Source organism: Bradyrhizobium sp. LA6.1 (genome assembly GCF_040547805.1).
Taxonomy (GTDB): domain Bacteria; phylum Pseudomonadota; class Alphaproteobacteria; order Rhizobiales; family Xanthobacteraceae; genus Bradyrhizobium; species Bradyrhizobium barranii.
Map to the genome: position 1 here is coordinate 172,258 of NZ_JBEPQK010000011.1, position 23,694 is coordinate 195,951.

Genomic DNA, 23,694 nt, shown 5'->3' on the forward strand with positions numbered 1-23,694 from the left:
TTTGTATGGCGTCTCTGACGTTCGCGCGCTACGCCGCAGCCGGCGGTCCAAACCAGGTCGTCAGCGCATCCGCAAGTCCGCGTTGGCTCTCATCTTCGACCCACGCCACGTGCCCGTCCGGCCGCACCAGTACGGCCTTTGGCGCGGTGACCTGTCCGATGGCCGGAAGCTCCCATGCGCCGTTGTAGTCGGCGTCGACTGTTCCGATGCGATCTGCCCAGGGCGCGATGTTGACGCTGCCCGGCTTGCCAAAATTGAGTAACACAGCCTGTGCGCTGTGCAGCAGCGCGAAGAGTTTTCGGCGGCAGCCATCGACCGTGAGGTCGAGATCGGGCATCCGGCGCCCGAGCAGTTCGTGGCCTTCGCCGAGATCATAGCGGATATCGAGCCCGCTCATCATCGCGCCAAAGCGTTTGCGCGGCTCGTCCATGGCGAGCAGGTCGGACACCACGTCGCGCGCGGCCTTGAGGCCAGCTTCGCCGCGGCGGAGCATGGCGATTTGCGCCATGGTGTTGCGCAAGACGCGCGCGGCAACGGGATGACGTTCGGCGTGGTAGGTGTCGAGCAGGCCGTCGGGCGAAATGCCCCTGACCACCTGCGCCAGCTTCCAGCCGAGATTGACCGCGTCCTGCACGCCGGTGTTGAGGCCTTGCCCGCCGACGGAGTGATGGATATGCGCGGCATCGCCGGCGAGCAGCACGCGCTCCCGGCGATAGGACACGGCCTGCCGCGCCGCATCGGTGAAGCGGGAGATCCAGGCGGGATTTTGGAGCCCGAAGTCGGTGCCGTAGACGGCGACGAGCGCATCGCTGAGATCGCGCAAGCCGGGTTCGCCGGTGCGGTCGAGCGTCGCTTCCGTCACGACGACCAGCACGCGACCGCTCTCCGCCTTGCTGAGGCCATGAAAGCCGATGGCGTCGTGGCGGAGGCCCCATGCCGGCTCGTCGCGCATCTCGACTTCGGCCATGAGATTGCTGAGCGTTGGATCGGACCCGGCGAAATCGATGCCGGCCCTCTTGCGCACCAGGCTGCGACCGCCGTCACAGCCGACGAGATAGCTTGCGCGCAATGTCTTGCCGCCGGAGAGCGCAACGTCGATGCCGGTCGCGTCCTGAACGAAGCCCGTCAGCTCGGAGTTTCGATAGATCGGCACTGCGAGCTCCTCAACCCAGTCGGCCAGGATGCGCTCGATGTGGCTCTGCCGCAGCGCGAGGCCATAAGCGTGCCGGGTGGGGAGATCGCCGATGTCGAGCCTGGTCCAGGCGAAGCCTGCGAGCTGGGTGACTTTCCCCTCGCGCAGGAAGCGCTCCGCGACGCCGCGCTGATCGAGGATCTCGATGGTCCGCGCGTGCAATCCGCCGGCCCGCGTACCGACGAGCTCCTGATCCGGGCGCCGCTCGACCACGGCGACGTCGACATCCGCGAGCGCCAGCTCGGCGGCCAGCATCAAACCGGTCGGGCCGCCGCCGGCGATCACCACGGCATGGTGACTCGCGCGGCTGGCGCCGGCCCGCTCGGAACGGCCGCGCGGCCGGGATGACGGAAGCAATACAGGCATGTGGACCCCTCGCGTTGCTGCTTTGGATGCTCATTGGGTCGGGGGTTCTACGGCAGGGCGGGGGGCTTGAAGCAAGCCCCTTGCGCACCACATATCAGAGTGGGAGGGAGGGCTCCTTCTTCCGCGTTCGCCGCGTTGACACGTCGGGCAAAACACCGGCAGAATGGCATCATCGACATGAGTTTGGTTCGACCCGCGCGGGAGCCCCCGCCGCGGGTTTTGTTTTGAGCATCTGGCGTTCAGCAAACGCCGGTGGTTCGCCGCATGGTGTCGGCGAGCTCCTCGAACGAAAACGGCTTCCTGATCATTGGCAGGCGCCCGCGCCGCGGTTCGCGCCCCGATAATTGCAGGATCTTCAATTCCGGGCATAGCCGCTTCGCCAGTTCGGCCAGTTCGTGACCATCCATGCCCGGCATATTGATGTCCGTGATGAGGATGGAGATGTTCTCGTTCCGCCTGAGCCGATCGAGCGCATCCGGGCCGCTTTGGGCGCTTGTCACCTCGCAGCCGAGATCTTCCAGCATGCCAACGATGACGTCGAGGACGCCGGGATCGTCGTCAACAACCAATACGGTGTGGCTCATCGCGCGCACGTTCCTTTGACTGATGGAATGAACGCGTCGCTCTTCGGGTAAGTTCCGGCACGGTGCGGTCGAACGAGGAATGTTTGACACGTCGGGCAAAACACTGGCAGAATGGCATCATCGAAAGACGTTTGGTTCGGCCCGCGCGAGCGGGCTTTTTTGTTTCCGCTTCGTGCGACGACGATCTCACTCAACACAAGGTTTGACACGTCGGGCAAAACACCGGCAGAATGACATCATCGAGACGAGTTTGGTTCACCCGCGCCGGAAGCATCCGCCGCGGGTTTTTTCGTCTCGATTCCGAGATCGGACGGTGGCCGCGCATCCGGCCACGCACTCGCTAGACCACGTTCAAGGGGCGCCGATCGGCGCGCCGCCGTCCGTACCATTGCTGGCCGTGCACGCGCGAACGTGCCGGCCCGCGGCGCTGGGCCTGTTGCTCGCGCCGCTGCGGTCTCCGGAGACACGGAGATAGGGTTCGCGCCCGAAACGATCGCGGCTTCGTCACGCGATCTGCCGCGCATTTTCTTTTTCGTGGAGAGACGATGACCGCCTATCTGATATCGCTCGCAGGTGGGAGCCGGACAAGCTGATGGGCTACTGCGTCGCTCTCTACTTTGCGAAACTCCTGATCTTCGACAAGGTTCTCGGCCTCGGAACGACGGACCCTCTGGCGGGATTTGCAGCGATCACGGCCAATCTGGTCGTCTCCTTCTACTTCGCCAAACGTGGTTTCGAGAACGTTGCAAGGATCATCAAGCGGTGAAGATGCCAGATGACGAAATCAGGGCGATCGTGGCCGAGACACTGGCCGAGCAACACAGACTGCAACAGGAGAGCATCGATGCGATCGTAGTGAAGGCTGTCGCATCGGTGCTGGCGTCCTTCGGAATCGAAGATGACGACCGGAAGGAGCTAAGGGCCGATTTTCAGCACCTGCGAAGGTGGCGAAAGAGCGTGGAGCAGGCGCAAAGCTACACCTTCAAGGCCGTTATCACGGTGCTCGCGACCGGACTGACGGGCGCCGTTTGGCTTGGCGTCAAGGTCGTGCTGGGCAAGTGAGCCGCCACCGTGACGACATCGCTGCACTTGCACTCACGCTATTTCCCGCAAACGGGCCGTCTCATGTACAAAATTCGTATCGTCGATGCGTCCGATGACGACGTCCTTGACACGTTGGCTGATCTGCATCGGTCGACGTTCTTCGATGCGGCGGCCATGCCGCAATTCGAGTTGGGAGCTTGGTGGCTTGGCTATCATGGCGATGAGGCGGTCGCATTTGCCGGCGTCATGCCGTCGACGCACGTTCGAAACGGCGGCTACTTCTCCAGGGTCGGCGTGTTACAACGGCATTGGGGGCGGGGACTCCAGCGCAGGTTGATGCGTGTGATCGAGGCGAGGGGGCGGCGTGTCGGATGGGATGCCATTGTCTCTGATACGACTGACAATCCGGTCTCTGCGAATAATTTCATCCAGGCGAGCTATCGGCTCTTCGAGCCAGAGGTGCCCTGGGCCTGGGCGCACACGCTCTATTGGCGGAAGTGGCTTCGCTGAGCGGGGTTTCCCGTGATGCGGAACGTGCTCTTCTCGGCGTAGGATGGCCAATGCCAGACACGGCGTGGCCTCGTACGCCCAAAATGTTGGGAGGCCCGGCAGCTTGATGGCTACCGGGCCCTTTTTGCGTATTGAAGCGATGCGGGTGAAGCACTTGCGAAGTTGGTGGTGCCGGGCTTTAAGTTTGCTCTTGCAGGAAATTCGGCGACCATAAGCCGATGTAAGGGAGCGCCGTCGATGCCCACCAAGCCTCAATTACCGGAACGTTCGTCGCGGGCGACGGGCGCGCCTACCGCGCTCGACGGTCTCTTGGTCGTCGATTTTACGCGCGTCGTGGCGGGGCCGGCCTGCACGCAGACGCTTGCCGATTTCGGTGCACGCGTCATCAAGATCGAGAATCCGGATGGCGGCGACGATACGCGCGCCTACGAGCACGCCGAAATCGGCGGCGAAAGCGCCGCTTATCTGAGCCTGAACCGCAACAAGCGCGGTATCGCGCTCGACCTGACCGTGCCGCAGGCTCGCGAGATCGCGCTGGACCTGATCCGGAAGGCGGATGTGGTCGTGGAGAATTTTTCAAGTGGAGTCATGAAGAAATTCGGCCTCGACTATCAGGCGGTCGCGCCGCTCAACCCGCGGCTGGTCTATTGCTCGATCTCGGCTTACGGACGCTCAGGACCATTTGCCGCGCGGCCCGGCTTCGATCCCATCACGCAGGCGGAAAGCGGCTTCATGTCCCTCAATGGGTTTGCCGATGGGCCTGCGGTTCGTACCGGCCCGCCGATCGTGGACATGGCGACGGGGATGTCCGCCTGCAACGCCATCCTGCTGGCGCTGTTGGCGCGCGATCGGCTCGGCCGTGGGCAGCATGTCGAGGTCGCCCTGTTCGACGTCGCCATGGGCATGACCGGCTTCTACGGCATGGCCTATCTGATCAACGGCGAAAACCCTGGCCGGTTCGGCAATTCGCCGAACGGGTCCCCCACTGTCGGTGTCTATGAAGCTTCCGATGGGCCGCTTTACATGGCCTGCGCCAACGACCGGCTCTATCGTCGGCTGGTGGTCGAGGTGCTGAACCGGCCCGATTTGATCACTGATCCGCAGTTCGCGTCGCGCAAGGCGCGCTCTGAGAACAAGGAGCTCCTGCGGGCAGCCATCGCAGAGGTCTTTGCGAGCGATACCCTCGAGAATTGGATGGCGAAGATGAAGCTGGCCAATATCCCGGTCGGCTATCTCCGAACGGTCGAGGAGGGGTTCAACGCGCCCGAGGCCCGCGAGCGCCATCGCCTGAACAGGATTCCGCACCGTACGGCAGAGTGGGTCCCCAATATCGAACCTCCGATCAATATGAGCCTGACGGGAGCGATTGATCCCGTCGCTGCGCCCCTGTTAGGCGAGCATACCGAAGACGTCCTGCGTGATACGCTCGGTTACGACGAGCGCCGGATTTCGGAGTTCACTCAGAAGGGCGTCTTTGGATCAGGCAAGCCATCGACCTCAGGCTAAGCTCGAGCGGTCAGCTCCGTGGAGCCAGGCATCGCAAAGCTTGCGGATAGCTGATTTTGAGAAGACGGTATACGCGACATTGCATTCCTGCGAACAGCCGGGGTGCAGGGCGACCACGCAACGTTAACCCTGCCCAGCTTGATTTGGCGAAGTTCCCGCCGCATAACTATGTGAAAGCGAGGGACTCGAATGGCGCCTGGTCAAGAGCCGAGCATGGGCCAGCCGACGGGGCAGGAAGTCGGCGAACGTGCCTATGCGGCAATGATCGCGAGGACCCGGGCGCTCGTGCCGCGGCTGCGAGAGCGGGCTGCCCGTACGGAGGAACTGCGGCATCTTCCGACGGAAACCGAGAAGGATCTCCACGACGCTGGCCTGTTCCGCATGCTGCAGCCGAAGCGCATCGGCGGTGCCGAGCTTGACTATGTCGCTCTTGTCGACTGCGCCGAACAGCTGGGAATGGCGGATGCGTCAGTGGCGTGGAATCTCGCGAACTTGGCGAGCCATCATTGGATGCTCGGCATGTTCGCGCAAAAGGCGCAGGATCTGGTCTGGGACCGCGATCCGGACGCGCTGATTGCGTCCTCGTTCATTTTTCCTGCCGGACGTGCCACGAGGGTCGAGGGCGGCTACCGGTTGCACGGCAGCTGGCCGTTTTCCTCCGGCGTTGCCTCCTGCGAATGGAACATGCTTGCAAGCGTTGTCTATTCTGACGACGAAGCAGACGGAATCGAGTACCGAATCTTCCTGTTGCCGAAAGTCGACTACAAGGTGCTCGACACCTGGAATGTCACGGGACTGCGCGGTACCGGCTCCTGCGATGTCGAAGTCAGGGACGCTTTCGTGGCCGACTATATGACGGTCGCGGTTGGCGATCTTGCCGGCGGCCCGACGCCGGGAAGCAAGGTCAATCCCAATCCGCTGTATGCGCTACCCGTGTTCTCGCTGTTTCCTTACGTCCTCTCCGGCGTCGCGCTGGGGAACGCTCAAGCATGCCTCGACGATTATGCGGAGGTCGCGCGTCATCGCATCTCGACCTACAACCGCGCCAAGCTCAGCGACTTTCAAAGCACGCAGATCAAGATCGCGGAGGCTTCGGCCAAGATCGACGCTGCGCGCCTGATCATGCGTTCGGCCTGCGTCAATGCAATGGAAGATGCAAGGCGCGGCCGTATTCCTGATATGGCGACCAAGACCAGATATCGTCGCGATGGCGCATTTTCCGTGAATCTGTGCACCGACGCGGTCTCGATGCTGTTTGCTGCGAGCGGAGCGCGCGGTCTGTTCACGACGGGCGTGTTGCAGCGGCAGTTCCGCGATGCGCACGCGATAAACTCGCATCTTGCGTTCAACTTCGATGCGGCCGGAACCAATTACGGACGGGTGGCTCTGGGCCTGCCGTCCGAGAATCTCACGCTGTGAGGCCGGCCGATGAATGATCTGCCGAAGCAGCCGGCCATTTCCGATCCAGCCAACGAACTCGCCAGCGACAGCTCGCCGATCGATCCTCGTGATTTTCGCAACGCGCTTGGAACATACGGAACGGGCGTAACGATCATCACGGCCATGGCCGCTGATGGAAAGCCCTATGGTATCACCTGCAATTCGTTCGCGTCAGTCTCCCTGAATCCCCCTCTGGTCCTCTGGAGCCTCGGATTCTATTCCTCAAGCCTCCCCGTGTTTCAGAACGCCAGCCATTTCGCCGTTCACATACTCGGCACGTCGCAGCAGGCGCTCGCAAACAAATTTGCTAAATCGTCCGAGGACAAGTTCGCCGGCGTCGACTGGACCCCGGGCCTCGGGAACGCGCCGGTCCTTGCCGAGAGTGTCGCCAACTTTCAATGCCGATCGGTCAATCGCTATTATGGCGGTGACCACGTGATCTTTCTCGGCGCGGTCGAGGCCTATGCCTACAGTGCCAAGGAGCCCCTGCTGTTTGCGCGCGGGGGGTATGGCCGGTTCCTGGCCGATGATGAACGCAAGAAGTCGCCATAAGGCGATTCGAGGACGCTCGTCGGCTCAGCGGTCTGTGGCCGAGAGCTTGTAGATTTCCAAAGCGTCCGCGTCGGCGCCGCGTGCAGCCTTGGCCAGCCTGAATATCTGTCCCGCAAGCGTCGCCATCGGCACCGGCGTTGACGTCGCCTGGGCGACATCGGCGACCGTGTCGAGATCCTTGAGCATTGTCGCGATATGGCCAAGCGGCGGCGAGTGGATGCCCTGGACCATGCGCGGCACGAAGAGCTGAAGCGGGATGGAATCCGCAAAGCCGCCGGCGAGCGCCTCGGGCAGCCGGCCTGCGTCAATCCCTGCATTCGAGGCAAGGCGCGTTGCTTCCGCCAGAACGGCCATGGCGCATCCGACGATCACCTGGTTGCAGAGTTTTGTGGTTTGGCCAGCCCCGATCGGGCCCATGTGGGTGAACCTGCGTGCCATGTGCAGCACATAGGGCCGTGCCCGCTCGATGTCAGCAGCTTCTCCGCCGGCCATGATGGCGAGCGTGCCTTCCTCTGCGCCCTTGGTGCCGCCGGACACCGGCGCATCTATCCAACCCGCGCCATTCGCGTGTTTCAGCCTCGCTGCAAGATCGCGCGCGGCGTCGGGATGGATTGACGAGAAGTCGACGACGAGCCTGCCTGCGCCAGGAGCCGCTGCAAGACCGTCGGGCCCGAAAATCACCTCTTCGACGGCGGCGGCATCGGTCACGCACATGAAGACGATATCCGCGTTCGCCAACATGTCGCGGGGCGTGGCTGCGCGCCTGGCGCCGGCCGCGACGAGCGGAGCGACCTTGCCCTCCGAGCGATTCCAGACAGCGACCTGATGGCCGGCTTTGAGCAGGCGCCGGGTCATCGGCGTTCCCATCAGTCCAAGGCCGAGATAGCCGAGCCTCTCGACGCCCTGCGGGTTTGTCTTGCTCGCATCAGCCATAGGTTGCCTCCTTCTGTCGCAGCGCAAACGCCGCCTTACCATACATTGCAGGTCGGACAGCGAAACCGTCCGGCTCGCATGGCTTGCCTGATTGTTTGAACCATGAAACATTTGAGTGGTCGGGTTGGGCGGCGCCGGTCGGCGCCGGAGCAGCGGAGTGGGCACGATGCGAACCGTTTCGAAGTGGATCCTGGCTTTGGGAGCGGCCGCGGCTGCGAGCGCGGGGGCAGCCCCGTCATGGGCACAGCAGACCATTCGCGTCGGCTGGACCATCCCGGCCGAGGAATCCAAGTACTGGATGATGCGCAGGCCAGCTGAGTTTCCCAATATCGGCAAGGCCTACAACATCGAATGGACCCAATTTCAGGGCACCGCGCCGATGACGCAGGCATTGGCGGCCGGCGCGCTGGATTGCGCGACGCAAGCGCCGCTCTCGCTGGCCAACGGTGTGGTCGGCGGCAATCTCAAAGCCTACATCGTGGCGCAGCACGTCTTCGAGAAGCCCGGCGGTTTCTCGGTCTATTGGGCGGTGATGGATGACTCGCCGATCAAGACGATCGCCGATCTCAAGGGCAAGACGGTCGGCATTTCCGTGATCGGCGGCGGCACGCAAGGCCCCTTCAACCTGTTGCTCAAGCAGAATGGCGTCGATCCGGCCAAGGACATCAAGCTGGTTGAGGTCGGCTTTGCCGTCTCCGAAGATGCGCTGCGCCAGGGCCGTGTCGACGCGGTCAACATGAACCAGCCCTTTGCCGCACGTGCGGAGGCGAAGGGTGGCACAAGAAAGCTGTTCTCATTGTCGCAGGCGATGCCGAACATCGTGCACATCCTGGAAGCCTGCCGAGCTGATTTCGTCGACAAGAACCCCGACTTGGTGAAGGCCTACGTGCGTGACATTACCTCAGGTATGAAGAAAGCGCTGGCCAACCGCGAAGAGACGCTAAAGGTCGTGAATGAGGTTCTGAAGGCGCCTATTCCGGTGCTCGAGACCTATCTGCTCAAGGACAACGATTTCGGCCGCGATCCAGGTGCGGCGCCGAACTTCCCCGCGATCCAGAAGATGCTGGACATCTACGCGGAGACCGGAATGCTGCCGAAGCTGGATGCCATGCAGTTCAAGCACGCGACGATCGTCGCGCCGCTGGAATAGGCAACGGGCGAATTGTCCGAACGAGGGGGCGCCGCGTCCCGGATCATCCCGGACGTTGCGTGAAACAGATGCGCGCATGAAGAAGTTGCGATCACGGGTCACGACTGACGGCCTCGACCGGGCCCCGCACCGCGCTTTCATGCGCGCAATGGGGCTCGACGACGCCGCGATAGCCAAGCCGATGGTGGGCGTCGTCAGCATGAAGGGCGAGCAGACGCCCTGCAATATGACCCACGACTTCCAGGTGGCCGCGGCCAAGACGGGAATCGAGGAGGCGGGCGGCACGCCGCGCGAATTCTCCACCGTGTCGGTCTCCGACGGCATCAGCATGAATCACGAGGGTATGAAGTTTTCTCTCTTTTCACGCGAGCTGATTGCCGATTCGATCGAAGCCGTCGTTCATGGTCTCGCCTATGACGCGCTGATCGGGTACGGCGGATGCGACAAGACGCTTCCCGGCGTGATGATGGGCATGGTTCGTTGCAACGTACCGTCCATTTTCATCTACGGCGGCAGCTCGCTGCCGGGCCGGGTGGACGGGCGGACTCTCACGGTGCTCGACTCCTATGAAGCTGTCGGCAGCTTCATGACCGGAGAGATCGACGGCGCCACGCTCGAGCGGATCGAGCGCGCCTGCCTGCCGACCATTGGCGCGTGCGCCGGCCAGTTTACCGCGAACACGATGGGGATGGTGTCGGAGGCGATGGGGCTGACCATTCCCAACGTCTCGATGGTACCCGGTGTCTATGCGGAACGTGCACAGATCTCGCGCCGCGCCGGGCGACTGGTGATGGAGATGCTGGAACGTGGCGGCCCGCTGCCGCGCGACCTCGTGACTCGGAAATCCCTCGAGAACGGCGCGGCGATTGTTGCCGCCACGGGCGGCTCGACCAACGCAGCGCTGCATCTGCCGGCGATCGCGAATGAGGCCGGGATCGCATTCACGATCGATGACGTCGGCAAGGTCTTTGCCAGGACGCCGCTGATCGGAAACTTGCGGCCGGGTGGCAAATACACGGCGAAGGATGTCTACGACATCGGCGGCGCGGCCGTCGTGATCCGCGAGTTGATCCAGAGCGGGCACATCGATGGGAGCTGCTTGTCCGTCACCGGGCGCACGCTCGCCGAAGAATATGGCGCGGCCAACGCTCCCGATGGTGAAGTCGTTTACGCGTCTCGTGCGCCGATCATGCCTGATGGTGGCGTGGCGGTTCTGAAGGGCAATCTCTGTCCAGACGGTGCGGTGATCAAGGTCGCAGGTTTGAAGACTCAGCACTTCGAGGGCGTTGCGCGCGTCTTTGAAGATGAGGAGGCATGTGTCAAAGCGGTCCGTGACCGCGCCTACACGGCGGGCGAGGTGCTGGTGATCCGCAATGAAGGGCCAGTCGGCGGCCCGGGCATGCGCGAGATGCTTGGCGTTACCGCGCTGATCTACGGCCAGGGTATGGGCGAGAAGGTGGCCCTGATCACCGATGGGCGGTTCTCCGGCGCTACTCGCGGCATGTGCATCGGCTACGTGTCCCCCGAGGCGTTCGTCGGCGGTCCGTTGGCGCTTGTTCGCGACGGCGACAGGATCCGGATCGATGCCGCAAACCGGCGGATGGATATGCTGGTCGACGACCAGGAACTCACGGCGCGCCGACGCGATTGGAAGCCGAAGCCGCCCCGTCACCGTGCAGGTGCGCTCGCAAAGTATGCGCGGCTGGTCGGACAGGCGCCGGGCGGAGCCGTCACACATGAAGGCCCTGCAGAATGGCCTTGGTTCGAATGATGCGCCGCTCCCGCGCGAGAATGACCGCCTGTCTGGCAAGTTTCTTGCTAAGCTCGATCAGCTGATGGAGGACATCAGCGGATCGGTTGCGTGACGTTCGCGCGTGAATCAAGTGAGAGACGGAATGAGGGTAGTGCCTTCGAGATCGGGCGAATGGGTGAATCCGGTGACGCCACAAAGGCCGGCTTCTGCGATCATCGAGATCGACCGCGTCTCCCAGGTTTTCCAGACCTCGGCGCGTAAGGATCATTTGGCGCTATCGGACATCTCACTGACGATCGAGGAAGGAGCCTTCGTCTCCATCCTTGGTCCGTCCGGCTGCGGCAAGTCGACACTTCTTTATATCGTCGGCGGCTTCGTCAGCCCGACCAGCGGTGTGGCGAGGATGAAGGGACAGACGATCACCGGGCCGGGTCCGGATCGCGGACCAGTGTTTCAAGAGTTCGCTCTGTTTCCCTGGAAGACCGTGTTGGGCAACGTGATGTATGGCCCGCGCCAGCAAGGTGTGCGTGCCGCCGAGGCCGGAGCACAGAGCCGGGCCTTGATCGAGATGGTCGGCCTCAAAGGCTATGAGAACTTTTATCCCAAGGAGCTCTCGGGTGGCATGAAGCAGCGCGTCGCGCTGGCCCGGACTTTGGCTTACCACCCTGAAGTTCTGCTGATGGACGAGCCGTTCGGCGCGCTCGACGCGCACACCCGTACACGTCTCCAGAATGATCTCCTGAACATCTGGGAGCGTGACCGCAAGACGGTGCTGTTCGTGACCCATTCGGTCGACGAGGCCGTCTTCCTGTCGGACAAAGTCGTGATGATGTCGAAATCTCCCGGCCGCATTCGGCAGGTGATCGACATCGATCTGCCTCGGCCGCGTCGCCGCAACGAGCTGTTGCTCGATCCGCGCTACCAGAAATACGTCGTCGACATCGAGCGCATGTTCGACGAGGTCGACGAAACCGGATCGCCGTCATGACATCGCTGGCCGCCGCCGCCAAACGTGCCGCCCCGGTGTTCGCTTGCATCGGGCTGCTGGCGGTGTGGCAGGTCGCGTCGCTCGCGCTGAAGAACGACAGCTTTCCGACGGCGATCGAGGCGATCCGCGCGATCCCGGACATCCTTGGCGACAAGGAGTCGCTGATCAACATCCTGGCCTCGCTTCGCCGCATGGCGATCGGGTTCGGTGTAGCCGTGCTGGTTTCGATCCCGCTGGGTCTGTTGATGGGGCGTAGCCGCGCCGTCGCGGCCTTCTTCAACCCGCTTCTAATGGTGATCTATCCGGTGCCGAAAGCGGCGCTGATGCCGATCATCATGCTTTGGCTGGGCGTCGGCGACATCACGAAGACGCTGGTGATCTTCCTCGGCGTCAGCCTCCCCGTGATCTATCACAGCTTCGAGGGCGCCCAGGCCGTCGAAGAGAAGATGCTGTGGTCGGGCGCCGCGATGGGACTTTCGCCGCTGCAACGGCTGGTGCGGATCGTGCTGCCGGCGGCGCTGCCGGAAATCCTGACCGGATGTCGCACCGGTCTCGTGCTGGCGCTGATCACGATGATCACCAGCGAGATGATCGCCCGCCAGTCCGGCGCCGGCAACATTCTGTTCAATGCGCTGGACATGGGCCAATACGACACCGTCTTCGCGATGATCATCATCGTGGGGGCGATGGGAATTTGCCTCGATGCGATTTTCGAGCGGGTCCGCGCACGGCTGGTGCGCTGGTCCGAGCCTCAGTTCGACATGCCGCTGAGCTTCTCATGACATCGCGTCTTCCCTCAGCAAACGTCGTTCTCGGGCTCGCGCCAATTGTGCTGGTGATCGCGGTTTGGCAAGGCCTCGTATCGTTCGGCTTTGCGCCTGCGGTCTTGTTGCCGCCCCCGGGATACGTCTTCAGCAGGTTGCTCCAGCAACTCGTGACGTGGACGTTTCAGCAGGAGATTGCGGCGACCCTGATCCGGCTGTCTGCCGGCTTTGCGATTGCGGTCGTGCTCGGTGTAAGTATCGGCATCGCCGCGGCCGCTAATCCAGCGATCAATGCCGTGGTTCGGCCAATCGTGCGCGTATTGGCGCCGTTGCCTAAAGTCGCACTCTATCCGGCGCTGCTGCTTCTGCTCGGCTTCGGCCACGGATCGAAGATCACGCTGGTGGCGGCGGACGCTCTCTTTCCCATTCTGCTGTCCACTTATTACGGCGCATCAACCGTCGAGCAGAAGCTGATCTGGTCGGCGATGGCAGCGGGTACGCCGCGCTATGAAATCTTGTTCAAGGTGGTCTTGCCGGCAGCGATGCCCTCGATCCTGACCGGCTGCCGGATCGGCCTTGTCATTTCCTGCATCGTGGTGTTTCTGGCCGAGATGATCACGTCGACGGACGGGTTGGGGCACGTGCTGGTGACGGCGGCCCGAACTTTTCAGGCCGTCGACATGTTCGTACCGCTGATCACGATTTCGCTGCTGGGGTTGATCCTGAACGGCTTGCTGGGCGGCCTGCGATCGTATCTCTTGCGGGGCTTCCCCGAAGCGTGATCTGACTGAACAGAAGAAACCAAAAGACCGGGAGTGGACCATGCTGGCGGATCGCATCGAGGCAAAATGGATCGACGCGTTTTGCGAGATCTTTGAGCGCTGCGCCGTCAAGGCCGGCGACACCGCGGCAATCCTCTCGGAAACCCAATCGCGCGCGCTGAACGTTCATTTGGCGGAGCTCGCCCTGCTGCGGATGGGCGCGCGGCCGTTTCATGTGGTGATGCCGACGCCGCGTAACCGGAATATCGTGCCGGTTCGCTCGACCGGGGCAAGCGAGGCAATCCAGCGGCTTGGTCCGGTCATCACCGCACTCCAGCAGGCCGGCTTTGTGGTGGATTGCACCATCGAGGGCTTGATGCATGCGGTGGAAACGCCGGAAATCCTCAAGGCCGGCGCGCGGATACTGGTGATCTCTAACGAACACCCGGAAGCGCTGGAGCGGATGGTGCCGGATCCCGCGCTCGAGAAGCGCGTTCGCGCGGCGGCGAAGTTGTTGCGTGGGACGAAGCGGATGCGCGTGACATCGAAAGCCGGCACGGCGCTCGACGTAGACATGGTCGGTGCGTCCACGGTCGGCGTGTGGGGCTGGACCGACAAGCCGGGCACGCTGGCGCACTGGCCGGGTGGCATTGTGGTTAGCTTTCCCAAGAGCGGAACGATCAACGGGACCCTGGTGATGGCCCCCGGTGACATCAATCTGACCTTCAAGCGCTACCTGGCGTCCCCGGTGAAAATGACGCTGAAGGACGATTATGTTGTCGAGCTGGAGGGCGAGGGCACGGATGCGGCGATGATGCGCGCCTATCTCGCAGCGTGGGGCGATCGCGAGGCCTATGCGGTCTCGCATGTCGGTTTCGGCATGAATCCGGGGGCCCGCTACGAAGCCCTCTCGATGTATGACCAGCGCGACACCAACGGCACTGAAATTCGTGCCGTCTCCGGCAATTTCCTGTTCTCGACCGGCGCGAACGAATTTGCCGGCCGCTACACGGCGGGCCACTTTGATTTGCCGATGATGGGAACGACGATCGAACTCGACGGCGTCGCGGTCGTTCGCGAAGGCGTGCTGCAGGACGTCTTCGGCTAGCTGCGGTCGAGGACCGGTGGGCGCGCCAGGCCGAAATGCCGGAGCAGGTCGACCATGGCCTGAAGCCGCTTCACGCGATAGGCGTCGACGTCCATGCCTGAATAATCGAGGAAACCGGCACCCGTTCGCAAGCCGATGCGGCCCTCTCGCATATTGCGGGAAATGACGTCCGGCGCGCGATAGCGGTCGCTGCCGAGTGCGCCTTCGAGATACCGGCTGGCATAGTACAAGATGTCGCCGCCGCCCCAGTCGATGAATTCGAGCAGTCCGAGCACGGCATAGCGGAAGCCAAAGCCGTAACGGATCGCTTTGTCGATCTCCTCGGCGCTGGCGACGCCTTCCTCGACCATGCGTGCGGCCTCGTTCATCGCCAGCGCCTGGATGCGCGGGACGATGAAGCCAGGCGTCGCCGCGCACACCACGGGGACCTTTCCGATGGCTTCGAGCAGCGCCTTGACCTCATCGATGATGGCGGGATCGGTGGCTTTGCCGGGCGAAACCTCGACCAGCGGGATTAGATAGGCCGGATTGAGCCAGTGCACATTGAGGAAGCGCCGAGGGTTCACGATCGCCCCAGCGAGATCGTCGACGAGGATGGTCGACGTGGTCGAAGCGATGATCGTATCCGGGCCGACTTGTTTTGAAGCCGCCCCCAGCACCTCGCGCTTGAGCTCGACGACCTCAGGAACGCCCTCGAAAACCATTCCGGCGCCGGACAGCGCTACGCCGCTTCGGCTGGCTGGCACCACCGAGACCCGTGCGATGAGCGGATCGACATCTGCCTCGGTCAGCAATCCCAGCTTCGACAGGCTGGCAAAGGTCTTCCTGACTTCGTCGAGCGCGTCCGCCTCCAACCTGGCGAAATCTTCCGCGGAACGGCCCTTGATGTCGATCATCGTGACCGTATGCCCTGCGTAGGCGAACGCGACGGCGATGCCGCGCCCCATGCGGCCGGCCCCGAGGCAGACAATGTTGGCGCGGCTGGTCATCGGTCAAAATCCCCTGCGAAGAAGCGCCTGGAGCTCGGCTTTGCCGAGATTACCAAGCGCCAGTGTCTCGAGCGTTCGGCCGCCCTGCGCAAAATCCTCGCCGCAAATCGCGTCGCCGATGGCCAGAAAGGCCTTGGCCAACGGCGTGGGCGTGCCCGCTAGGGCGGCGACGGAGACCAGCAGCGACAGCCCAAGCCGCAGATCCTCACGCATATAGCGGTGCTCGGTCAGCACGATCCTCTCACGCCAGTCGCCGGAATCGGTCAGCCGGTCGTGCGAGCCACGGCCATACATCCAGATCTCGCCTTCTTTGGCGTAGTGGTGGGCCAGCGGAAAATGCGGTGCGCCATAGCCAAGCGCTTCGCGCACCGCGATTCGTTCTGCGTCGAGCGCGTCGGTCACCCGGCGGATCGCGGCCTGCGTTCCTTCCTTGTGGATGTCCCATCGTTCGAAATGCTCGATCGGGCCCGCGTTCATCACGATCAACGGCGGGTGGATGATGGGCCCAGCATTCATCAGCGCGCCGGAGAGCGCATCGCCGCAGGGCTCGACCGCATCAGGGAAAGCGCGTCCGATCACTTCGATGGCATGCGCGGCCCGATCGAGCGGAAACACGCCGACCGGCAGCCGCTTGGCACGGATGGTGATCGCGACCTCGAACGGTCCGTGCTTGCGGGTCAGCCAAGGCAACGTGCCGGTCTCGGCAAAGCTCGCCTTGGCGTGGTTTCCGGCATCCCGCGCGGCTTGGGCGAAGATCATCGAGCCGAATGTGGCGGGCGGTAGGAACACGACCTGGCCGTCCCGCAAATGCGGAGCGAGCAAACGAGCAATGTCCGGCTGCGCGAAGGCAGGGGCGGGACACAGAATCAGCTCGGTGCCGTCAATTGCTTGGGCGATGTCGGTCGTCACCAGCGCGAGCTTCACATCGTGCCGGCCATTATGATCCTTGACCAGGATCTGCGAGCCGGCCGCGCGATGCGCCGTCACCTGATCGGTGTCGCGGCGCCAGAGCCGGACCTCATGCCCTGACATCGCAAAATCGCCCGCGGCCGCGAAGGAGCCGTTTCCCCCACCCAGTACTGCAATCTTCAAGATGCTTCTCCTTGCGCGCGCGACTGCGCATCAAGCTGCTTCAGCAGGAAATGCTGGACCTTGCCCAGCGCCGTGCGCGGCAGGTCGTTGACGAAGACGATGTCGCGCGGAACCTTGTAACGGGCGAGCTGCGTCTGAAGATGCGCTCTCAGCTCCTCCGCTTCGAGCCGGCAGCCGGACCGCCCGATGACATAGGCGATCGGCACCTCGTCCCAGCGCGGGTCCGGCCGGCCGATCACGGCACATTCGCTGACATCGGGATGTTCGAGCAGGACGCGCTCGATCTCGGCCGGATAGACGTTCTCGCCGCCGGAAATGATCACATTCTTCTTGCGGTCGCGGACCCAGAAATACCCGTCGGCATCGCACAGGCCGATATCGCCGGTGCGATACCAACCGTCGTGCAGCGCATCGTGCGTGGCATCCGCATTGCCCCAATATTCGAAGAACACGTTGGGCCCGCGCACGGCGATTTCGCCCGGCGTACCCGCAGGGACCTCATTGCCGGCCTGATCGATCACCTTCGCTTCGCAGCACAGGCCGGCAAGTCCAGTCGATCCCGCGCGCGAAAGATCGCCGCCAAGCCGGGTGTAGACTGCGATGGGGCAAGTTTCCGTCGATCCATAAACCTGAAGCACCGGAACATCGCGCGCCACGAAGCGATCGATCAGGTGCGGTGGCACGATGGTCGAGCCGGTCGAGACGGCTTTGAGCGACGAGAGATCGGTCGTTGTCCAGGCGGGATGCTCGCTCACGGCCTGGAGGATTGCAGGCACCATCACTGTCAGGGTCGGTCGTTCCCGTTCAATGGCCGCGAGCGCGGTATCCGGCGTGAAGCGGGCGTGGATCGTGACGGTCGCACCAAGCTGCAGCGCCGGCGTGGTCTGGATGTTGAGGCCGCCGACATGGAAGAACGGCAGCACCGTCAGCACGCGATCATCCGACGTCATGTTGTGCATGTGCTGGCTCATGACGCCATTCCAGAACAAGGCTTCTTGCCGCAGAACAGCGCCCTTCGGCCGTCCCGTCGTTCCAGACGTGTAGACGACGAGCAGCGGGCAGGAGAGATCAGCGTGCGGATTGCGGCCGCTGCCCTCGCTGCGAGCCAGCAGGTCTTCGAATGTCACGCCCCGCGACGGCGCGAAATCGAGGCCGATGACGGCCGTCCCCGGCGCAAGCTCCGGGAGAACTCCGGCAAATGCCTGCTCGAGTACCAGGACCTTTGCGCCCGCATCGGTGAGAATGAAGCGCTGCTCGGCAACCGCCAGCCGCCAGTTCAGCGGCACCAGCATCGCACCAAGTCGCGCGCATGCGTAGAGCAGAACCAGATAGTCCGGCCGGTTCAGGCTCAGGATTGCGACGCGGTCGCCTCGGCCGACGCCGAGCTCCTGCTTCAACGCCGTGGCGGTCCGCTCGATGCGCGCGGCGAGTGCGGCGTAGCTCAGCCGCTCACCCTCGAAGGCGATCGCCGTCTTGTCTGGCGCGAACGCCGCGTTGCGATCGATCAGACTACAGAGGTCCACGGTCAGTCGTCCGTTTCACCGGCCTCGTACAGCGCCTCGCGCCCGATCCGGTCGAGGCAGAGCTCGGCGGTCCAGGGCAGCATGAGCGAGCCGCAGCGGCTGTCGCGATAGATGCGCTCCAGCGGCAGTGAACGGAGCATGGCCTGACCGCCGCAGGTGCGGATCGCGAGCGCGGCGAGCTCATTGGCGCCCTCCATCACCGAATACTGCGCGGCATAGGCGCGCAGCACCTGCTCCTTGCTTGGATTGGCGTGGGCCTCGGTGACGGCCTGGAACCAGATCGCCTTGATCTGCTCGAGCTTGATCTGCATCTGCGCGACCGCGATCTGCTTGGTCGGGTACATCCGGCGCTTGACCGGCGGCATGCCCGGTACCTCGCCGCGAAGATAGCGCACGGTGAAATCATAGGCGGCTTGCGCCAGGCCCATATAGGTCGGCGACAGCGTCAGGAACATGTGAGGCCAGCGCATCGCTGCCTGGAAATAAACGCCGCGCGGCATCAGCGCGGAATCCTCAGGGACGAACACATCCTTGAACAGCAGCGTGCGAGAGACTGTACCGCGCATGCCGAGCGGATCCCAGTCGCCGACCACCGAGACACCGTCCGATTTCGCGGAGATCGCGAGGTAAAGGGTGTTGCGGCGCGAGGCTTTTTCGCCCTCCTCCATCTCGGTGCAGAGCACGCCGTAATAGTCGGCATGACCGGACAGCGATGCAAAGATCTTCTTGCCGTTGACGATCCAACCGCCCTTCACGGGCTTTGCTTCCGTGCCGAACGCGACGCCGCCGGCCGCGGCCGCTCCGCCCTCGGAAAAGGGCTGCGAGTAGATCGCGCCATCCTCGACGATACGCTTGTAATGAACCGCGCGCCGCCGCTCGTGCTCGGCGCGGGTCTCCGCGTCCATGTCGAGATCGTCGGCGAGCGGACCTGACCACAGGGTCGAGCAGACGTGCATGTTCCAGGTGAGGGCGGTCGCGCCGCAATAGCGGCCGATTTCGGCTGCCGCCAGTGCGTAGGTTTGATAGTTCGCGCCGAGCCCGCCATGCTTCTTGGGAACCGCGATGCCGAGCAGGCCGACGCGATGCAGGTCGCGATAATTCTCTGTCGGGAAGATCGCCTCGCGATCGTAAGTCGCCGCGCGACCAGCGAACACGCTCTGGCCGATCTCGCGGGCGCGCGCGATGATGCCGGCCTGCTCGTCGTTCAGGCGGAATGCGACGGGATCGAAGATCGGAGCATCCAGCGCGACCTTGTCGGTTGCGCCGATGTTCTTTCTGACTTGCATGGTCATTGCGCAGCCACCCTACGTTTTGGTTGCGACGGAATTCAGGAACCGGCCGAGAGCTTCGTCGAACGCGTCAGGGCGTTCAAGGTTGGCGAGATGGCCGACCCCAGCCAACTCGACGTATTCGGCAGAGGGAATGAATGTTGCCGTCTTTGCCATCATGGTAGCAGGCGCGTTGTTGTCCTTGGAGCCGGACAACAACAGCGTCGGGACGGAAATGTCCTTGAGTGTGCTGCGCTGATCGAAGCCCATCAAAGCCAGCATCATGGCGCGATAGCTCGCCTCGGGCACGCTTGCCATGCACTCGCGCGCAAGCTCCATTCCCTTCGGATCAGGATCGTCGCCGACAAGCTCCTTCACCAAGGAGGGAGCCAGCGACTTCATGGTCTCGCCGCGATCGAGCGGCCCAAGCCGCGCCGCGATGAACGATTTCTGCCAATCGCCATCGGCCTTGCCGAAGGCCGGGCTGGTCTGCGCAAGGACGATCGCGCGGGCCAGTTTCGGAGATTGCGCCAGCCATTTCTGGACAATCATGCCACCGATCGAATGGCCGACCAGAATTGGCGTGGTCGCACCAAGCTGCTCAATGAATTGCTGGAGCGCATCGGCAAGGGCCGCGATGCTGACGCTGGCGAGCGGCGCCGATCCGCCGTAGCCCGGCATGTCCCATGCAATCGCGCGGAACTGGGTGCTGAATCTCGCGAACTGCTGCCGCCAGGCCCGTGCCGCGCCGCCAATGCCATGCAGGAAGATCAGGGGTGTCGCGTCCGGATCGCCCGCGGCTTCATAGGCGAAGCGGCCGTCTTTTGTTATCATTGGCGCAGGCTGCGACACGCGACATCCTTTTGCTCGTCCGGGCGATGCTAACAGGCCTGTGGGGGATGGGAAGCGATAATTTTATACTTAAAGCAATTTTCGGGCCGGTCTCTCGCGCGAAGGCATTCGCGGCACTACGGCAGCTTCGTTGCAAAAACTTGAAGGTTAAAATATATCGAGGAACGATCAGCAGAGCCAAGGAGCCAGCGCATGTCCGGATTGCCGCACTCGCCGCACGCGCTCGTGACCGGTGGCGGTCGCGGCATCGGCCGCGCCATCGCAGCCTCTCTTGTCGGGGCAGGCGCAACCGTGACGGTGCTCGGCCGGAACGCCGCTGTTCTAGAAGAGGCGGTCGGCGCAGGTGCCGCGCATTTTGCTGCGATCGCCGACGTCTCGAACGAATTATCACTGAAAGCCGCTATCGCTGAAGCGAGCGCGCGAAAGCCGATCGACATCCTGATCGCCAACGCGGGAAGTGCAGAATCCGCGCCGTTCGCGAAATCGGACGCTGCCCTGTTTGCGCGCATGATTGACGTCAATTTCATGGGCGTTGTCCATGCCATCCAGGGCGTTCTGCCGGGCATGAAGGATCGTCCCTATGGCCGCATCGTCGCGATTGCCTCGACGGCGGGGCTCAAGGGCTACGCCTATGTCAGCGCGTATACGGCGGCGAAGCACGCCGTCGTCGGTCTCGTGCGCTCTCTTGCCCTCGAGACGGCCGGAAGCAATGTGACTGTGAATGCGGTGTGTCCGGGCTTCACCGACACCGATCTGGTCGCCGGCAGCATCGAGAACATCATGAAGAAGACCGGCAGGAGCCGCGAGCAGGCGATCGCCGAGCTCGCGAAGCACAATCCGCAGGGGCGGCTGATCACGCCTCAAGAGGTGGCTGACGCAGTGCTTTGGTTGTGCGGCGACGGCGCTGGTGCGATCACCGGGCAGGCGATTGCAGTCGCAGGCGGCGAAATCTAGTAGCGCGGAACAAACATAGTTAGGAGATCGCATGAGCAGACCAGCTAATCCTGTGACCGTGCCGCTCGCGGATTATTCGCCGCAGCACTTCCTGCTGGCGGTGGTCGACGGCGTTGCCACGGTGACGCTCAACCGTCCCGAGCGGAAGAATCCACTGACCTTCGAGAGCTATCGGGAACTGACGGATTTCTTCCGCGCCTGCGCTTTCGATGATGCAGTCAAGGCCATCATCGTCACCGGCGCCGGCGGTAACTTCTCGTCCGGCGGCGATGTGTTCGAGATCATCGGCCCGCTCGTGAAGATGGACACCAAGGGGCTGACCGCTTTCACGCGGATGACCGGCGACCTCGTCAAAGCGATGCGGGCCTGCCCTCAGCCCATTGTGGCCGCGGTCGAAGGCATCTGCGCCGGCGCCGGCGCGATCATCGCGATGGCATCGGATATGCGGCTCGCGGCGAGCGGCGCGAAGGTCGCGTTCCTCTTCAACAAGGTCGGCCTTGGCGGCTGCGACATGGGCGCCTGCGCGATCCTGCCGCGGATCATCGGACAGTCGCGCGCCTCCGAGCTGCTCTACACCGGCCGGTTCATGACGGCGGAGGAGGGCGAGCGCTGGGGCTTTTTCAGCCGCATCGTTACGCCCGAGCAGGTGCTGCCCCAGGCGCAGTTGCTGGCCAAGCAGGTCGCGGAAGGCCCGACCTTCGGTAACACCATGACCAAGCGGATGCTGGCGATGGAGTGGGCGATGTCGATTGAAGAGGCGATCGAAGCGGAAGCCGTTGCCCAGGCGCTGTGCATGACCACGGCGGATTTCGAGCGCGCCTTTGAAGCGTTCGCCAACAAGGTCAAGCCGGTCTTCAGGGGCGACTGAGCCCCGGACTTGCTGCGGGAAGCCAGCAACGGTGACTTGCGCCGCAATACCTGCCCGGAACCGATCAGATTTTCAGCAACGGCGTGCGCGACCGGCGGGATCTCGAGGAGCTGAGAATTAAGGCTAAGCCCAAGACCCGGGCCGAGCTCAAGGCGGAGGCGACAAAGCCGCTTGCGGCGGAGTGACCGCCCGTGCGACTTTAACCCCATTGCCTGGCGTATTTTCGAGTGGAGTAAGGGCGATGAAGGCGATTATCGTCGGTGGCGGTATCGGTGGTCTCACCACGGCATTGATGCTGCGCTCGCGCGGCATCGGGTGCGAGATTTTCGAGCAGGCTGACACGATCCGCGAGCTCGGCGTCGGCATCAACACGCTGCCGCATGCGATGCGGGAGCTTGCCGGCCTCGGTCTCCTCCAGCAGCTTGACGACGTCGCGATCCGCACCGACCAGCTCTATTACCTCAATCGCCACGGCCAGGAGGTCTGGCGCGAAGCCCGCGGCATCGACGCCGGCCATGACGTGCCGCAATTCTCGATTCACCGTGGCCGCCTTCAGGGCGTCATCCATCGCGCCGTCGAGGAGCGGCTCGGACCGGAGGCAATTCACACCGGCTGCCGCCTCGGCGCCTTCACGCAGGACGAGGGCGGCGTCACCGCTTATTTCTTCGACCGCTCGGGCGCGCACATCCATACTGCGCGCGGCGATATCCTGATCGGCGCTGACGGCATCCATTCTCGCGTTCGCGACACGCTGTTCCCGAACGAGGGACCGCCGTGCTGGAACGGCCTGATGCTATGGCGCGGTGCGCGCGATTGGCCGCTGTTCCTCACCGGCAAGTCGATGATCGTGGCCGGCGGCCTCAACGCCAAGGTGGTGATCTATCCGATCGCAGAGGGATCGAGCCAGGCGAGCCGTCTCACCAACTGGGCGGTGCTGGTGAAGGTCGGCGAAGGTAATGCCCCGTCGCCCCGGAAGGAAGACTGGTCGCGGCCCGGCCGGCGCGAGGAGTTGATGCCGCATGTCGCGCGCTTCTCGGTGCCCTATATCGACATCAAAAGCCTGATCTCGGCAACGCCCGAGTTCTACGAATATCCGACCTGCGACCGCGATCCCTTGCCTTACTGGTCGTCCGGGCGCGTTACGCTGCTCGGCGATGCCGCGCATCCCATGTATCCGGTCGGCTCCAACGGCGCATCTCAGGCGATCCTCGACGCGCGCTGCCTTGCCGATGCGCTGGTGCGCGCCGAGCATCCGCGCCAAGCTTTGCTTGAATATGAGAAGAAGCGTCTGCCGATGACCGCTGACATCGTCCGCTCCAACCGGCGCGGCGGCCCCGAGGGCGTCATCGACGCCGTCGAGCAGCTTGCACCCGATGGCTTCGACAACGTCGACAACGTGCTGAGCTATTCCCAGCGCGAGGCGATCGTGCGCGGCTACGCCACCAAGGCCGGCTTCGCCGCCGTGCCGGGTCTGGCGGCGGTGCGCGCTTAGGACTC

The 23,694-nt window shown here is 63.4% G+C and carries 22 protein-coding genes and 1 pseudogene; 15 read left to right on the forward strand and 8 right to left on the reverse strand.

Translation table 11 applies throughout. The annotated features are described in order from the left end of the window. Positions 1 to 28: 28 nt before the first annotated feature. Positions 29 to 1,558, reverse strand: coding sequence for an FAD-dependent monooxygenase (locus ABIB99_RS25975; protein WP_354178052.1), 1,530 nt, complete (start codon positions 1,556 to 1,558; stop codon positions 29 to 31). Positions 1,559 to 1,797: 239 nt separating this feature from the next. Next, positions 1,798 to 2,142 carry a response regulator gene (locus ABIB99_RS25980; protein ID WP_354178133.1) on the reverse strand — a complete coding sequence of 115 codons (345 nt, stop codon included), beginning with the start codon at positions 2,140 to 2,142 and terminating at the stop codon, positions 1,798 to 1,800. Positions 2,143 to 2,713: 571 nt separating this feature from the next. Here ABIB99_RS25980 and ABIB99_RS25985 point away from each other — a divergent pair. From ABIB99_RS25985 to ABIB99_RS26010, 6 genes and pseudogenes are all read left to right on the forward strand, one after another. Next, positions 2,714 to 2,908: pseudogene (locus tag ABIB99_RS25985) on the forward strand (hypothetical protein); the annotation flags it as partial. Next, complete coding sequence (locus ABIB99_RS25990; RefSeq protein ID WP_354178056.1) at positions 2,905 to 3,204, forward strand: hypothetical protein; 300 nt, start codon at positions 2,905 to 2,907, stop codon at positions 3,202 to 3,204. The pseudogene ABIB99_RS25985 and the gene ABIB99_RS25990, both read left to right, overlap by 4 nt. 63 nt (positions 3,205 to 3,267) lie before the next feature. Further along, on the forward strand, positions 3,268 to 3,696 hold the full coding sequence (locus tag ABIB99_RS25995) for a GNAT family N-acetyltransferase (protein ID WP_354178135.1): 429 nt from the start codon (positions 3,268 to 3,270) through the stop codon (positions 3,694 to 3,696). A 237-nt stretch (positions 3,697 to 3,933) separates the two neighbouring features. Further along, complete coding sequence (locus tag ABIB99_RS26000) at positions 3,934 to 5,202, forward strand: CaiB/BaiF CoA transferase family protein (protein ID WP_354178058.1); 1,269 nt, start codon at positions 3,934 to 3,936, stop codon at positions 5,200 to 5,202. A 189-nt stretch (positions 5,203 to 5,391) separates the two neighbouring features. Next, on the forward strand, positions 5,392 to 6,621 hold the full coding sequence (locus ABIB99_RS26005) for an acyl-CoA dehydrogenase family protein (RefSeq protein WP_354178060.1): 1,230 nt from the start codon (positions 5,392 to 5,394) through the stop codon (positions 6,619 to 6,621). 9 nt (positions 6,622 to 6,630) lie between these two features. Continuing rightward, on the forward strand, positions 6,631 to 7,194 hold the full coding sequence (locus ABIB99_RS26010) for a flavin reductase family protein (RefSeq protein WP_259256652.1): 564 nt from the start codon (positions 6,631 to 6,633) through the stop codon (positions 7,192 to 7,194). A gap of 24 nt (positions 7,195 to 7,218) precedes the next feature. Here the strand turns inward: ABIB99_RS26010 and ABIB99_RS26015 are convergent, their stop codons facing one another. After that, the gene (locus tag ABIB99_RS26015) at positions 7,219 to 8,127 is read right to left on the reverse strand and encodes an NAD(P)-dependent oxidoreductase (RefSeq protein ID WP_354178062.1); all 909 of its coding nucleotides are present in this window, start codon (positions 8,125 to 8,127) and stop codon (positions 7,219 to 7,221) included. A gap of 166 nt (positions 8,128 to 8,293) precedes the next feature. On the opposite strand from ABIB99_RS26015, the gene ABIB99_RS26020 reads away from it, so the two are divergent. The 6 genes from ABIB99_RS26020 to ABIB99_RS26045 all read left to right on the forward strand — a co-directional run bounded on the left by ABIB99_RS26020 (position 8,294) and on the right by ABIB99_RS26045 (position 14,651). After that, complete coding sequence (locus ABIB99_RS26020) at positions 8,294 to 9,277, forward strand: ABC transporter substrate-binding protein (RefSeq protein ID WP_085405924.1); 984 nt, start codon at positions 8,294 to 8,296, stop codon at positions 9,275 to 9,277. A gap of 76 nt (positions 9,278 to 9,353) precedes the next feature. After that, positions 9,354 to 11,048, forward strand: a complete 1,695-nt coding sequence (gene ilvD, locus ABIB99_RS26025) for a dihydroxy-acid dehydratase (protein WP_354178065.1) — start codon at positions 9,354 to 9,356, stop codon at positions 11,046 to 11,048. Positions 11,049 to 11,172: 124 nt separating this feature from the next. After that, entirely contained in the window at positions 11,173 to 12,018 is an 846-nt protein-coding gene (locus tag ABIB99_RS26030; RefSeq protein ID WP_354178067.1) for an ABC transporter ATP-binding protein, read from the forward strand. After that, positions 12,015 to 12,800 carry an ABC transporter permease gene (locus tag ABIB99_RS26035; protein WP_259256656.1) on the forward strand — a complete coding sequence of 262 codons (786 nt, stop codon included), beginning with the start codon at positions 12,015 to 12,017 and terminating at the stop codon, positions 12,798 to 12,800. Before ABIB99_RS26030 ends, ABIB99_RS26035 begins: the two co-directional genes overlap by 4 nt. Then, entirely contained in the window at positions 12,797 to 13,564 is a 768-nt protein-coding gene (locus ABIB99_RS26040) for an ABC transporter permease (RefSeq protein ID WP_354178069.1), read from the forward strand. The genes ABIB99_RS26035 and ABIB99_RS26040 overlap by 4 nt, the downstream gene beginning before the upstream one ends. A gap of 40 nt (positions 13,565 to 13,604) precedes the next feature. Further along, complete coding sequence (locus ABIB99_RS26045) at positions 13,605 to 14,651, forward strand: 2,5-dihydroxypyridine 5,6-dioxygenase NicX family protein (protein ID WP_028156630.1); 1,047 nt, start codon at positions 13,605 to 13,607, stop codon at positions 14,649 to 14,651. On the opposite strand, the gene ABIB99_RS26050 is transcribed toward ABIB99_RS26045, so the two are convergent. The 5 genes from ABIB99_RS26050 to ABIB99_RS26070 are packed head-to-tail and all read right to left on the reverse strand — an operon-like array spanning position 14,648 to position 20,375. Next, complete coding sequence (locus tag ABIB99_RS26050) at positions 14,648 to 15,640, reverse strand: 3-hydroxybutyryl-CoA dehydrogenase (RefSeq protein ID WP_354178072.1); 993 nt, start codon at positions 15,638 to 15,640, stop codon at positions 14,648 to 14,650. The genes ABIB99_RS26045 and ABIB99_RS26050 overlap by 4 nt on opposite strands. A gap of 3 nt (positions 15,641 to 15,643) precedes the next feature. Beyond that, positions 15,644 to 16,732 (reverse strand): NAD/NADP-dependent octopine/nopaline dehydrogenase family protein, encoded by a 1,089-nt coding sequence (locus ABIB99_RS26055; RefSeq protein WP_354178074.1) that lies wholly within the window; start codon positions 16,730 to 16,732, stop codon positions 15,644 to 15,646. After that, positions 16,729 to 18,255, reverse strand: a complete 1,527-nt coding sequence (locus ABIB99_RS26060) for a class I adenylate-forming enzyme family protein (RefSeq protein WP_354178075.1) — start codon at positions 18,253 to 18,255, stop codon at positions 16,729 to 16,731. Before ABIB99_RS26060 ends, ABIB99_RS26055 begins: the two co-directional genes overlap by 4 nt. Positions 18,256 to 18,257: 2 nt before the next feature. Continuing rightward, a complete protein-coding gene (locus ABIB99_RS26065) occupies positions 18,258 to 19,547 on the reverse strand; it encodes an acyl-CoA dehydrogenase family protein (protein WP_354178077.1) in 1,290 nt (429 codons plus the stop codon). 12 nt (positions 19,548 to 19,559) lie between these two features. Then, positions 19,560 to 20,375 carry an alpha/beta fold hydrolase gene (locus tag ABIB99_RS26070; protein WP_502917513.1) on the reverse strand — a complete coding sequence of 272 codons (816 nt, stop codon included), beginning with the start codon at positions 20,373 to 20,375 and terminating at the stop codon, positions 19,560 to 19,562. A gap of 192 nt (positions 20,376 to 20,567) precedes the next feature. Here ABIB99_RS26070 and ABIB99_RS26075 point away from each other — a divergent pair, with 192 nt between their 5' ends. The 3 genes from ABIB99_RS26075 to ABIB99_RS26085 all read left to right on the forward strand — a co-directional run bounded on the left by ABIB99_RS26075 (position 20,568) and on the right by ABIB99_RS26085 (position 23,689). Then, positions 20,568 to 21,329, forward strand: a complete 762-nt coding sequence (locus tag ABIB99_RS26075; protein ID WP_354178081.1) for an SDR family NAD(P)-dependent oxidoreductase — start codon at positions 20,568 to 20,570, stop codon at positions 21,327 to 21,329. Between the two features lie 31 nt (positions 21,330 to 21,360). Continuing rightward, positions 21,361 to 22,197, forward strand: coding sequence for an enoyl-CoA hydratase family protein (locus ABIB99_RS26080; protein ID WP_028156623.1), 837 nt, complete (start codon positions 21,361 to 21,363; stop codon positions 22,195 to 22,197). Positions 22,198 to 22,438: 241 nt separating this feature from the next. Further along, positions 22,439 to 23,689: a flavin-dependent oxidoreductase gene (locus ABIB99_RS26085; RefSeq protein WP_354178083.1), complete on the forward strand. Its 1,251-nt coding sequence runs from the start codon at positions 22,439 to 22,441 to the stop codon at positions 23,687 to 23,689. Positions 23,690 to 23,694 lie beyond the last annotated feature (5 nt).